We start from the raw sequence: 12,304 nt of genomic DNA on the forward strand, positions 1-12,304 counted from the left end.
TGCACATTAAAACATAACAGCCCGAAACTTTGGATAAAAAAGTGGTCGAACCGCCAGCGTGCATTTACTTCGCTTGTTTTGCCGCCGCACGTTTGTGACGAATGATTTCGATAACGCCCGGCAGTACGGAAAGCACAATAATCGCTACAATCAGTAACTTAAGGTTTTCCTGAACGATCGGTAGATCGCCAAACAGGTAGCCTGCGTAGGTGAACAGCAGTACCCACAGCAGCGCGCCAATCACGTTGTATGCCGCAAAATGACGATAGGACATATGCCCCATTCCCGCCACAAACGGTGCAAATGTGCGCACAATAGGCACAAAGCGCGCAAGGATAATGGTTTTTCCGCCATGGCGTTCATAAAACGCATGGGTTTTATCTAAATAGCTGCGACGGAAAATTTTCGAATCCGGATTGCTGAACAGCCGCTCACCAAACACCCGTCCAATCGTATAGTTGACCGCATCCCCGACAATGGCGGCAATCACCATCAGCACAACCATAAGATGCACGTTCAGGTCATTGGTCGGTAACGCCGATAGCGCGCCGGCAACGAACAGCAGTGAATCCCCTGGCAGGAATGGGGTAACGACCAGCCCGGTTTCACAAAACAGAATAAGAAACAGAATGGCATAAACCCAGACGCCATACTGCGCGACCAGCTCCGCCAGGTGAACATCAATATGCAGGATGAAATCAATCAAAAAACGAATTACGTCCATATTGTCTAAACCCTAATTGCACCTTTGTTTAGTCCGCTAAAAATAGCGGACCCATTGGCGGTTTCGGCAGGTCAAACCGATCCGGATAGTCAACCGAGACCAGATACAATCCTTCCGCTTTCGCCGTGGCTGCCGCAAGCGTTCTGTCCTTCGCTGCCAGCAGGTCTGCAATCCAGCTCTCCGGCTGGTGTCCGGCACCCACTTCCATCAGGCTGCCCACAATATTCCTAACCATATGATGTACAAAGGCATTGGCTTTGATATCCACCACCACATACGCGCCAAAACGGCTGACGTTAATGTGCATGACGTTGCGCCACGGCGTGCGGGACTGACACTGCACCGCACGAAACGACGTAAAGTCATTTTCACCAATCAGACACTGCGCCGCGCGATGCATGCGTTCAGCATCAAGCGGTTCATAAAAATGCGTGACGCCCTGGCTCAACACTGCCGGACGCAGGCGCTGATTGTAGATGACATAACGGTAGCGGCGCGCCGTGGCGCTGAAGCGCGCGTGAAAATCATCCGGTACAGCTTTTACCCAACGCACCGCGATGTCACCAGGCAAATTCGCATTTACACCCAGCGTCCAGGCGGCATCCTTACGCACGGCGGTGGTTTCAAAGTGCACCACCTGCCCCGTACCGTGAACACCCGCATCCGTACGTCCTGCGCACAGGACGTTAATCGGCTCGTTTGCCACCTGAGAGAGCGCTTTTTCCAGCTTCTCCTGGACGCTGCGCACCTCGTTCTGACGCTGCCAGCCATAATATTTACTGCCATCGTACTCAATGCCGAGGGCAATTCTATGGACCGGCTTTTGTTCCACGTCTGACATCAGTACAGGTACTCCTGCACCAATTTTTCAGCGATCTTGACCGCCATCAGCGCGCCGCCGAAGCGTACGTTGTCGGCAACGGACCAGAACTGAACCTGCTCCGGCATACCGTAATCGTTGCGCACGCAGCCAACGGAAAGATGCGCGCTACCGGTGGCATCGCCCACCTGGGTCGGGAACTCGCTCTCTTCAGAGAGCACGATGTCTTCACCGCGGCCAAACGCATCGCGCGCCTCTTCTGCCGCCAGCGGACGCAGCGCTTCAAAACCTACCATCTGCGCGTGGCCGTAGAAGACCGGAGACTGTACGACGTTCGCGGAGATCATCAGGCCATCGTCCTGCAGAATTTTGCGCACTTCATCGACGATACGACGCTCTTCGCGCACGGAGCCCTCGCGGTCCGGCAGCAGCGGAAGCATGTTGAACGCCAGCTGGCGGCCAAAGAAATCATCTTCATCAATCGGGATACCGTTCAGCAGCTTCGCGCTCTGCCCGGCCAGCGCGTCAACCGCCTTTTTGCCGTTCGCGGACGCGGACAGCAGGCTGGTGACAGTAATGCGCGACAGACCGCCGTCGTCGATCAGCGGTTTCAGGGCGGTCAGCAGCTGGCTGGTCAGGCTGTTCGGCACCGCAATGACGTTACGGTTGCGGTAGTCAGCCAGCACAAAGGGGTTCACGTCCGGCACCACCAGCGGCACGTCCGGCTCCATTGAGAACAGGCCGCTCAGGTCGATCACCAGGCAGCCTGCGTTGGTCGCCTCTTCAACGTACGCAGCAGTCGCTTCAGCGCCCGCGGCGAAAAACGCCAGCTGCGCCTGCGTCCAGTCGAACGCGGCCGCGTCCTGCACCATAACGGATTTACTGTTAAAACGCAGATGCTCACCTGCGCTGTCGGTACGCGCCAGCGCAAAGATGTCGCCCACCGGGAACTGACGCTCAGCAAGGGTTTCGAGCAGGGCTTCGCCCACGGCACCCGTGGCACCTAAAATGGCAATGTTCCAGCCTTCAGACATGGTGGTTTACTCCAGAAATAAAAAAGCGTCCCTGTCGGAGTATCCGACAGGGAGCATTAAGAAGACATTAATGCGCCGGGTGATGAACGGCGTTAAACCCAAGTTTATGCAGCAGCGTCGCCGCCGAAGCGTCGTCGCACATCACATACAGGGAAGACCACTCGCGGCGCTCAACGTAGTGCTTGCGCAGCTTATCAAACTCACCCGGGATCCCCGCCACTTTACGCAGCAGCGCATCATCGCGGCGCACATCATACACTAAATGCACCAGCCTTTTCAGCGTTGCCTGATCGAGCGGACCGTGCAGGGTAATGCGGCCAAATTCAGGTGCGGGAAGTAAGGTATCCAGCGCTACCTGCTGCGGATGGCCAATAAAGGCGCTGTAGGCCTCGAAGACCTGCGTCGTGCCGCGCGCTTTCCCCTCGAGGGTGTAACCGGCGATGTGCGCGGTGCCCACGTCGACCTTATTGAGAAGCTCAACGTTGAGATCCGGCTCCGGCTCCCAGACGTCCAGCACCACGCTGAGGTCTTGTCCTTCATTCAGACACGCCAGCAGCGCGGCGTTATCGACGACCGGGCCCCGGCAGGCATTTATCAGAATAGTGCCAGGCTTCAGACGACGGATCAGCGCGTCATCAGCAAGATGCAGCGTCTTATACGGCCCCTCTTTAAACAGCGGCGTGTGGAACGTCAGCACGTCGCACTGTTCAACCAGCTCGTCCAGCGGGCGGAAATCGCCGTCATCGCCGTTGTCTTTGCGCGGCGGATCGCACAGCAACGTGCGGATCCCTAAGGCTTCAAGGCGCTTTTGCAGGCGCCCGCCGACGTTACCCACGCCGACAATCCCCACGGTGCGGTCCTTCAGCGCAAAACCGTCGCGCTCGGCCAGCATCAGCAGCGAGGAGAAAACGTATTCCACGACGGCAATAGCGTTACAGCCCGGTGCGGCGGAAAAACCGATTCCGGCCTGCTTCAGCCATTGATCATCCACATGATCGGTCCCTGCCGTTGCGGTTCCGACAAACTTAATCGCTTTACCGGCGAGCAACGCCTCATTTACTTTGGTCACCGAGCGCACCATCAGCGCGTCTGCGTCATCCAGTTCGTTGACCGGGATCGGGCGACCAGGGACAGCCTTAACGTTACCCAGGCGGCTAAACAGCTCACGGGCATAAGGCATATTTTCATCAACGAGGATTTTCACGTCTGAGTACCTGTTTGAGAGGAAGAAAACCTGCCAAGTGTGCCATAATCTGGCCGCCAGGCATATACGTATGCCGGGTTTACGCTGAGTTTTGACTTTAAGGATTTTTGACGATGCAGCCTATTTCAGGTACGCCGCCGCGCCCTCCGGGTGAAGGCCCTGTCACGCCAAACGTTGCCGGTGAACAACCGCTATCCACGCAACAGCGCACCGTGCTGGAGCGACTGATCACGCGCCTGATTGCGCTAACTTCGCAGCAAAACGCGGAAGTCTGGGCCGGGGTGAAACATGATTTAGGCGTGAGGAACGACGCACCGCTGCAGTCGCGCCATTTCCCTGCCGCCGAGCAAAACCTGAACCAGCGTATTACTACCGCGCAGCAGAACCACACCACGCGTCAGATTGTCGCGCAGCTGACCGAGCTGCTGGGCCAGGGAAATAACCGCCAGGCGGTGAGTGATTTTATCCGTCAGCAGTACGGCCAGACCGCCCTGGGCCAGCTGACGCCCGACCAGCTGAAAACCGTGCTGACGCTGCTGCAGAACAACGAGCTGTCTATTCCGCAGCCTCAGGTGCGCCCGGCGACCGAGCGTCCGCTGCTGCCTGCCGAGCACAACACGCTCAAGCAGATGGTGACAAAACTGGCTGCGGCCACCGGCGAACCGACGAAGCTTATCTGGCAATCCATGCTGGAGCTGTCCGGCGTGAAGGCGGGTGAGCTGATCCCTGCCAAACAGTTTACGCATCTGGCGACCTGGCTCCAGGCGCGCCAGACGCTCAGCACCCAGAATGCCCCTACCCTGCATACCGTCCAGGCGGCACTCAAACAGCCGCTTGAGCCGCACGAGTTCGACGTAATTCGGGATTACGCCCAGCAAAACTGGCAGGTCACGCCGCAAACGGTCCTGACCACCGCGCAGGTGCAGGATCTGCTCAATCAAATCTTTGTTCGTCGCGCCGAGCGCGAAGGCGGCGTGCCGGAGGTGAGAAACATTCAGCCAATCTACAGCCCGCTGTTTGCGCCGGTCGTCGAGACGTTCAGAACGCTCTCGGCGCGTCCAGGGTTAATGTTTATTGCGCTAGTGATTGCACTGGCGGTTTTCTGGCTGGTTGCCTGAGGTTTTGCCCGGTGGCGCTACGCTGACCGGGCCTACAACGGCTCGAACCGTAGGCCGGGTAAGGCACAGCCGCCACCCGGCAACAACGGCTCAAGTCCTGCGAAACGCCACCAGCGTCACCACGATCCCAACCACCGCAGAAACCGCACCGGCCAGGAAGACGGACGGATAACCAAACGAGGTGGCTAACACCCCGGCCAGCGGTCCGGTGACCCCGTATGAGATATCCTGAAACGCCGCGTAGCCTCCTAGCGCCGTCCCGCGCACCTGCGGAGCCACGCGCTTCACCACTTCAACACCCAGCGCCGGAAAAATCAGTGAACAGCCACAGCCGGTTAGCGCCGCGCCCAGCAGCGCAACGGATGCCACGGGTGCATTCCACAGCAGCAGCAGGCCCACGGTCTCTATCATCAGCGACGCCACCGCCACCTTCACGCCGCCGAAGCGATCCGGCATCCAGCCGAAGAAGACGCGCATCAGCACAAACGCGCCGCCAAACGCGGTAAGCGTAAAACCGGCCATCGCCCAGCCGCGGCTCATAAAATAGAGCGAGACAAAGGTACCAATCACCGCGAAGCCTACCCCCTGCAGCGCCAGCCCGAGACCCGGCTGCCAGATTTGCCCCACCACGCTCCACAGGGAAGGACGATCGCCTTTGTGCGCGGGCACCTTACGCACCGAGCCGTTGAACGCCCATGCCACCAGCGGCAGCACCATGGTAGTGGCAGCCAGCGCCGCAAATCCAAACTGGCTATTAATCAGCAGCCCAAGCGGTGCGCCTGCGGCCAGCGCGCCATAGATGGCCATACCGTTCCAGGACATCACCTTGCCTGAACGTGCCGGGCCTACCAGGCCCATTCCCCAGGTCAGGGTGCCGGTCAGCAGCTGGCTTTCACCAAATCCAAGGATTAAACGGCCCAGCACCAGCAGCGCAAATTTATACGCGGCGTCTACCGGCAGGAGAGCCGCCAGCAGCCATGCGCCGCCCGCCAGCCCACAGGCAAACATCCCCTGTAACGCCGAACGTTTTGCACCGTGCTGATCCGCCAGCCGTCCGGCGTAGCCGCGGGTTAATACCGTGGCTAAAAACTGAATGCCCACGGCAATGCCGACCATGGTGTTGCCATAGCCCAGCTCCTGATGAACGAACAGCGGTATAACCGGCAGCGGCAGGCCAACGGTCATATAGGTCAGAAATACCGCAAACGCGATACGGAACAGCGAGACGTTCGCTGAAGGGGTTGTTTCTGTTTGAGTTACTGCAGTCATGCTTTACTCCGAAATGAAGAGTAAGGCGGGGAAATGCCACGCCCCCTCTACCTGATTATCAGGATTAAGGTGCGTTGGTTGACGTTAAACGCTTACGCATTATCGTGAGGATAATGTTGAGTGGTGAAGTTTGCCTTTGAGATCAGCCGCTTGTCAATGCATAAAAAAAGGGAGCCTTATGGCTCCCTTCCGGAATCAAACGTAAAACTTATGCTTTCAGCTTACGCATGACCAGCGTGGCGTTGGTGCCACCGAAGCCGAAGCTGTTTGACATGACGGTGGTCAGCGTCGCGTCCATTGGTTTGGTCACGATGTTCAGGCCAGCAGCCTGCTCGTCCATCTCATCAATGTTGATGCTTGGCGCGATAAAGCCGTTTTCCAGCATCAGCAGCGAGTAGATCGCTTCCTGCACGCCAGCCGCACCCAGAGAGTGACCGGTCATGGCTTTGGTCGCGGAGATCGCCGGGCTGTTGTCGCCGAAGACTTCACGGATCGCACCCAGCTCTTTCACGTCGCCTACCGGAGTAGAGGTACCGTGGGAGTTCAGGTAGTCGATAGGGGTGTCAACGCCGTGCATTGCCATCTTCATGCAGCGCACCGCGCCTTCGCCGGATGGCGCAACCATGTCGGCGCCGTCAGACGTTGCGCCGTAGCCCACGATCTCAGCGTAGATGTGTGCGCCACGTGCCAGAGCATGTTCCAGCTCTTCAACCACAACCATGCCGCCGCCGCCCGCGATAACGAAACCGTCACGGTGCGCATCATAGGTACGGGAGGCTTTATCCGGGGTTTCATTGTACTTGGTGGACAGTGCGCCCATCGCGTCGAATTCACAGGCCATTTCCCAGCCCAGCTCTTCGCCGCCGCCAGCAAATACGATGTCCTGTTTACCCAGTTGGATCTGCTCAACAGCATTACCGATGCAGTGTGCGGAAGTCGCACACGCGGAGCTGATGGAGTAGTTCACACCGTGGATTTTGAATGGGGTCGCCAGGCACGCGGAAACCGCAGAACCCATGGCTTTAGTCACCACGTACGGACCTACTGCTTTCAGACCACGCGGGCTACGCATTGCGTCAGCGCCGAATACCTGCGCTTTTGATGAGCCGCCGGAACCGGCGATCAGACCCACGCGCGGGTTGTTCTGATAAACCTCTTCACTCAGGCCGGAATCTTTGATCGCTTCCTGCATGGAGAGATAAGCATAAATAGAGGCATCGTTCATGAAACGAACCACTTTGCGGTCAATCAAACCGGTGGTGTCCAGTTTGACGTTACCCCATACGTGGCTACGCATACCTGAATCTTTAAACTCTTCAGAGAAAGTGATCCCGGAGCGTCCTTCACGCAGAGATGCCAGGACTTCCTGCTGGTTATTACCGATGCTGGAAACAATGCCCAGGCCAGTAATCACTGCACGTTTCATTCAATACCTCTGTAAGTCGCACTATAGTAAGTTTCGAGTCGCACAATAGCGTACACTTGTACGCCGAACAAGTCCGATCAGACATTTTCTGCGGAAATTTGCACCGATGGACTCACATCGTTAAGATCGTGCCACTGCCTGTCAGACGAGTAACTTACGTGAAACAAAACGCTATACAACCCGCCAACCTCGAATTCAACGCTGAGGGTACACCTGTTTCCCGAGATTTTGATGACGTCTATTTTTCTAATGATAACGGACTCGAAGAAACTCGCTATGTTTTCCTCGACGGAAACCAGCTCAGCACCCGCTTCCCGGCGCATCCGCGGAGCCTGTTTGTGGTCGCGGAAAGTGGATTCGGCACCGGGCTGAATTTTTTAACCCTCTGGCAGGCGTTTAACCAGTTTCACGCTGCACACCCTGAGGCTACGCTACAAAGATTACATTTCATCAGTTTCGAAAAATTCCCGCTCACCGCGCACGATCTGCGGCTCGCTCATCAGCGCTGGCCAGAGCTTGCCACCCTGGCGGAGCAGCTTCAGGCGCAGTGGCCGCCTCACGTCGGCGGCTGCCACCGTCTGATTCTGGAAGGCGGACGCGTAACGCTCGATTTATGGCTTGGCGACATCAATGACCTGACCGATACGCTCGATGATTCGATGAATCAGACGGTTGACGCGTGGTTCCTGGACGGTTTTGCCCCCGCCAAAAACCCGGACATGTGGAGCCAGCATCTGTTTAGCGCGATGGCGCGGCTGGCGCGTCCTGGCGCAACGCTTGCCACCTTCACCTCGGCAGGCTTTGTCCGCCGCGGACTGCAGGAGGCGGGCTTTACCATGCAGAAGACCAAAGGCTTTGGCCGCAAGCGCGACATGCTGGTCGGCAGAATGGAGCAGACGCTTGACGTTCCCGCTCAGACACCCTGGTTTGCACGCCGCGCCAGCGCATCACGTGAGGTGGCGATAGTCGGCGGGGGGATCGCCAGCGCCCTGCTGTCTCTCGCGCTTCTCCACCGCGGCTGGCAGGTTACGCTCTACTGTGCTGACGACGCGCCAGCAAACGGCGCGTCCGGCAACCGCCAGGGGGCGCTCTATCCGCTTTTAAGCGCGCACGACCCGGCCCTGTTCCGGTTTTTCCCGGCGGCGTTTACCTTCGCCCGCCGCATGTACGACGCCCTGCCGTTGGCGTTCGACCATAACTGGTGCGGCGTGACGCAGCTCGGCTGGGATGAAAAGAGCCAGCAAAAAATCACGCAGATGTTGTCGCTGGGTCTGCCGGAGGAGATTGCTCGCGCGGTCAGTGCGCAAGAGGTGGCAGCCACCGCTGGCGTGGACACCGGCTGCGGCGGCATTCAGTATCCTCTCGGCGGCTGGCTGTGCCCGGCTGAGCTGACCGCGGCGGTCATTACCCTGGCGCAGTCGCGCGGGCTGACGGCGCATTATGCTCACACCGTTGAATCGCTGAGCCGAAGCGAGCGCTGGAATCTGCGTTTTGCTGATGGCAAAGCGGCGAGCCATGCCAGCGTTGTGCTGGCAAACGGGCATAACATCAGCCAGTTTGTCCAGACAGAAGCGTTGCCGGTTTATCCGGTCGGCGGCCAGGTAAGCCATATTCCTTCCACACCTGCGCTCGGCAAACTGCGTCAGGTGCTGTGCTATGACGGCTATCTGACGCCGCAAAATCCGTCTAACGGCCATCACTGCATCGGAGCCAGCTACCATCGTGGCGAAACGGATATGCGCTACAGCGACGCGGATCAGGCGCAGAACCGCCAGCGCCTGATTGACTGTTTCCCGGATGCGGCGTGGACGCAAGAAGTTGACGTCAGCGCCGGAGACGCGCGCTGCGGCGTGCGCTGCGCCACCCGCGATCATCTGCCGATGGCGGGCAATGTGCCGGACTATGAGGCAACGCTTGAGGCCTATCAGGATCTTGCCGATAACCGGGATAACGCGGTAAGCGCGCCGGTTTATCCGGAGCTGTATATGCTCGGTGGATTAGGGTCTCGCGGGCTGTGTTCCGCACCGCTGCTGGCGGAAGTGTTAGCCGCACAAATGAGCGACGAGCCAATTCCGTTGGACAGGGTTACGCTTGCGGGACTGAATCCGAATCGCTTGTGGGTACGGAAACTGCTGAAGGGGAAGAAGGTTAAGTAGGGGGGCGGGCGCCTTCACCAATAGGGCTGAGGGGATATTCGTAGGCCCGGTAAGCGCAGCGCCACCGGGCGAAATACGATGACTTAGCGTTTAGCCTGCTGGAACAAATTGTCCCACATGCCCAGCACCAGCGACTGGTCGCGCGGAGAGAGCTCCCCGGCCAGAATGGCTTTTTCCAGGCTGCGGGTCACTTCAGCGTGAACGGCGTCGGCAGAGTGATCGTCACCCGCTTCCAGCTCGGCTACCGCGAGCGTCAGGTGACCACGCAGATAACCGCTGGCGAACAGCTCATCATCACTGGCGTGTTCCACCATGTCATCAATTAACGCCAGAATGCGTGATTCAAATTCTGCGATCATCTTCTTTCCTCTGTTAAAGATCTTCCGGCCAAGGGAAGCATTCCGCCGTGATAACCGGCGTGTGGTAATAATTCTGTAAGGCCTCAATCAGGCGTGCTGGACGTGCCGGGATGCCTTTCTCAAGATATTCCATCACCTGCGCATGCACGCGGCGCTGGAAGACGATACGGTCTGGCTCGAAGTCGCCTTCGAGGTTGTCACAGCTCACGTTGAACGGGAAACCCGCCGCGACGCAGAATAGCCATTCCAGCGCCTGCGGCTTCACTTCCACATCTTCAAACTGTCCCTGCGTGGCGGCGTCACGTCCGTCCGGGCAGTACCAGTAGCCAAAGTCCACCTGCTCGCGCCGCGCTTTCCCCGCAATGCACCAGTGCGAAATCTCGTGCAAGCCGCTGGCGTAAAAGCCGTGGGCAAAAACGATGCGGTTATACGGAATCTCTGCATCAGCAGGAAGATAGATCGGTTCGTCGTCGCCTTTAATCAGACGGGTATTAAAATCGTCAGCAAAACAGCTGTCGAAAATCTCAATCAGCTGTTCGTATTTATGCGTACTGTTCATTAGTGCATCCCCAACCAGGTGAGGATCTCCTGTCCATGGCTGTCATAAAGAAGTTTGGCGCTCATTACGGCCGAGACGATGACGATCATCGGGCGAATAAGTTTTTGTCCTTTGCTTAACACCAGACGCGAGCCCGCGCGCGCGCCCAGGAACTGTCCTGCCATCATCACAAATCCGGTTGCCCAGATGACCTTACCTCCGATGATAAACAGCAGCAGGCCGCCGACGTTTGAGGTCGCGTTGAGCACTTTGGCATGAGCGGTGGATTTGGCGAGGTTAAACCCGGCCAGCGTCACGAAGGCCAGCGCATAAAATGAACCGGCCCCCGGGCCGAAGAAACCGTCGTAAAAACCCACACAGCCACCGGCAATCAGGGCAAACGGCAGGCCGTGCAGACGACGCTGACGGTCTTCTTCACCGAGCTTTGGCATCAGCAGGAAATAAAGGCCGATGCAGATGACCAGAATCGGCAGGATCTGGCGCAAAATATCGGATTGCACGTGCTGAACCAGCAGCGCGCCCGACGTCGAGCCGATAAAGGTCATCAGGATATTGAGCTTCTGATCGGCCAGGCTCACCACCTTGCGGCGGATAAAATAGAGCGACGCCGAGAGCGAGCCGCCGCAGGCCTGCAGCTTGTTGGTAGCAAGGGCCTGAGCCGGGCTCATGCCTGCCGCCAGCAGCGCGGGTACGGTTAATAATCCGCCGCCGCCCGCGAGCGCGTCGATAAAACCGGCCAGCATAGCCACAAAGAACAGCACCACCAGCAGCAGCGGTGACACCATAAACAGATCGACGAAATTATCCATTAAAGTACATGCTCATCCAGTAGCGCCTGGCAGGAAGGCGGCAACGGAGGCGGTGTCTTCTTCTCAGGCTTAGAGGTTCCAGGTTTTGCCGGTTCAAACCAGCTTTGCAGTTCCGCACCGCAGCCATCGCCTGGCGGTGGTAGCGGCTGATCTTCACATTCCAGGCTGTTCGCCGGGCAGCGCAGACGAACGTGCATGTGCGCGCGATGCTGGAACCACGGGCGTACTTTGCGCAGCCAGTCGCGATCGGTTCCGGCATCCAGGCAGAGCTGCTGCTTGATGGCTGGGTTGACGAAAATCCGCGTGACGTCGTTATCTTCTGCCGCGAGCTTGATCATGCTGGAGACTTCCCGCGTCCACAGGGACGGCACAACGCGCTTGCCGTCGCTCGCGACCAGATCCAGCGCCTGCGGCTTCAGCAGCTGGGCAGACGTCCAGCGCGCTTTCGGCAGCTGCAGGAAGATATCAACATCCAGTCCGGTCTGGTGACTGGCGTGTCCACCGTTAAAACGACCACCGGCAGGCATCCCCATATCGCCAATCAGCATCGTACCCAGCCCCAGGTTATGCACCTGGTTTCCCAGACGCTGGATGAACAGCACCAGATCCGGGTGGCCGAAATAACGCCGCTGGTCGGTACGCATCACCTGATAGGTATCAGACTGAAGAGGCAGCTCCTGGGCACCGACGATACAGCCGTTGGAAAAGGCGCCAATGGACTGCGCGCTCCCTGCCACCGGGTGGGTGATTTTTTGCCATGGCGTCGCAGCCAGACTGGCTCCACTGGCGAGCAGCGCCAGCAGAGCAATTGCGGTTTTTTTCATGT

The 12,304-nt window shown here is 58.2% G+C and carries 12 protein-coding genes; 2 read left to right on the top strand and 10 right to left on the bottom strand.

Annotated features, from left to right (window positions below; genetic code table 11):
• Positions 1 to 64: 64 nt before the first annotated feature.
• From N037_RS21650 to pdxB, 4 genes are all read right to left on the bottom strand, one after another.
• Positions 65 to 724, bottom strand: a complete 660-nt coding sequence (locus N037_RS21650) for a DedA family protein (protein ID WP_023336428.1) — start codon at positions 722 to 724, stop codon at positions 65 to 67.
• Between the two features lie 28 nt (positions 725 to 752).
• Positions 753 to 1,565, bottom strand: coding sequence for a tRNA pseudouridine(38-40) synthase TruA (truA, locus tag N037_RS21655; RefSeq protein WP_023312566.1), 813 nt, complete (start codon positions 1,563 to 1,565; stop codon positions 753 to 755).
• A complete protein-coding gene (locus N037_RS21660) occupies positions 1,565 to 2,578 on the bottom strand; it encodes an aspartate-semialdehyde dehydrogenase (protein ID WP_023336429.1) in 1,014 nt (337 codons plus the stop codon). The genes truA and N037_RS21660 overlap by 1 nt, the downstream gene beginning before the upstream one ends.
• A gap of 67 nt (positions 2,579 to 2,645) precedes the next feature.
• Complete coding sequence (gene pdxB, locus N037_RS21665) at positions 2,646 to 3,782, bottom strand: 4-phosphoerythronate dehydrogenase PdxB (RefSeq protein WP_032643448.1); 1,137 nt, start codon at positions 3,780 to 3,782, stop codon at positions 2,646 to 2,648.
• Positions 3,783 to 3,895: 113 nt separating this feature from the next.
• Between pdxB and flk the strand changes: the two genes are divergently transcribed.
• The gene (gene flk, locus N037_RS21670; protein ID WP_023336431.1) at positions 3,896 to 4,900 is read left to right on the top strand and encodes a flagella biosynthesis regulator Flk; all 1,005 of its coding nucleotides are present in this window, start codon (positions 3,896 to 3,898) and stop codon (positions 4,898 to 4,900) included.
• Between the two features lie 90 nt (positions 4,901 to 4,990).
• Here the strand turns inward: flk and N037_RS21675 are convergent, their stop codons facing one another.
• A complete protein-coding gene (locus tag N037_RS21675; RefSeq protein WP_032643449.1) occupies positions 4,991 to 6,169 on the bottom strand; it encodes an MFS transporter in 1,179 nt (392 codons plus the stop codon).
• Between the two features lie 208 nt (positions 6,170 to 6,377).
• Positions 6,378 to 7,595 carry a beta-ketoacyl-ACP synthase I gene (fabB, locus tag N037_RS21680; protein ID WP_023312571.1) on the bottom strand — a complete coding sequence of 406 codons (1,218 nt, stop codon included), beginning with the start codon at positions 7,593 to 7,595 and terminating at the stop codon, positions 6,378 to 6,380.
• A 158-nt stretch (positions 7,596 to 7,753) separates the two neighbouring features.
• On the opposite strand from fabB, the gene mnmC reads away from it, so the two are divergent.
• On the top strand, positions 7,754 to 9,751 hold the full coding sequence (mnmC, locus tag N037_RS21685) for a bifunctional tRNA (5-methylaminomethyl-2-thiouridine)(34)-methyltransferase MnmD/FAD-dependent 5-carboxymethylaminomethyl-2-thiouridine(34) oxidoreductase MnmC (protein WP_032643451.1): 1,998 nt from the start codon (positions 7,754 to 7,756) through the stop codon (positions 9,749 to 9,751).
• A gap of 83 nt (positions 9,752 to 9,834) precedes the next feature.
• Here mnmC and N037_RS21690 read toward each other — a convergent pair whose 3' ends face one another.
• The 4 genes from N037_RS21690 to mepA are packed head-to-tail and all read right to left on the bottom strand — an operon-like array spanning position 9,835 to position 12,302.
• Positions 9,835 to 10,110: a YfcL family protein gene (locus N037_RS21690; RefSeq protein WP_028013966.1), complete on the bottom strand. Its 276-nt coding sequence runs from the start codon at positions 10,108 to 10,110 to the stop codon at positions 9,835 to 9,837.
• Between the two features lie 13 nt (positions 10,111 to 10,123).
• On the bottom strand, positions 10,124 to 10,669 hold the full coding sequence (locus tag N037_RS21695) for an elongation factor P hydroxylase (protein ID WP_023336437.1): 546 nt from the start codon (positions 10,667 to 10,669) through the stop codon (positions 10,124 to 10,126).
• Positions 10,669 to 11,478 carry a sulfite exporter TauE/SafE family protein gene (locus tag N037_RS21700; RefSeq protein ID WP_032642026.1) on the bottom strand — a complete coding sequence of 270 codons (810 nt, stop codon included), beginning with the start codon at positions 11,476 to 11,478 and terminating at the stop codon, positions 10,669 to 10,671. Before N037_RS21700 ends, N037_RS21695 begins: the two co-directional genes overlap by 1 nt.
• Positions 11,478 to 12,302, bottom strand: coding sequence for a penicillin-insensitive murein endopeptidase (gene mepA / locus N037_RS21705; protein WP_023336439.1), 825 nt, complete (start codon positions 12,300 to 12,302; stop codon positions 11,478 to 11,480). Before mepA ends, N037_RS21700 begins: the two co-directional genes overlap by 1 nt.
• Positions 12,303 to 12,304 lie beyond the last annotated feature (2 nt).

The organism is Enterobacter sp. EGD-HP1 (assembly GCF_000733275.2).
GTDB lineage: Bacteria > Pseudomonadota > Gammaproteobacteria > Enterobacterales > Enterobacteriaceae > Enterobacter.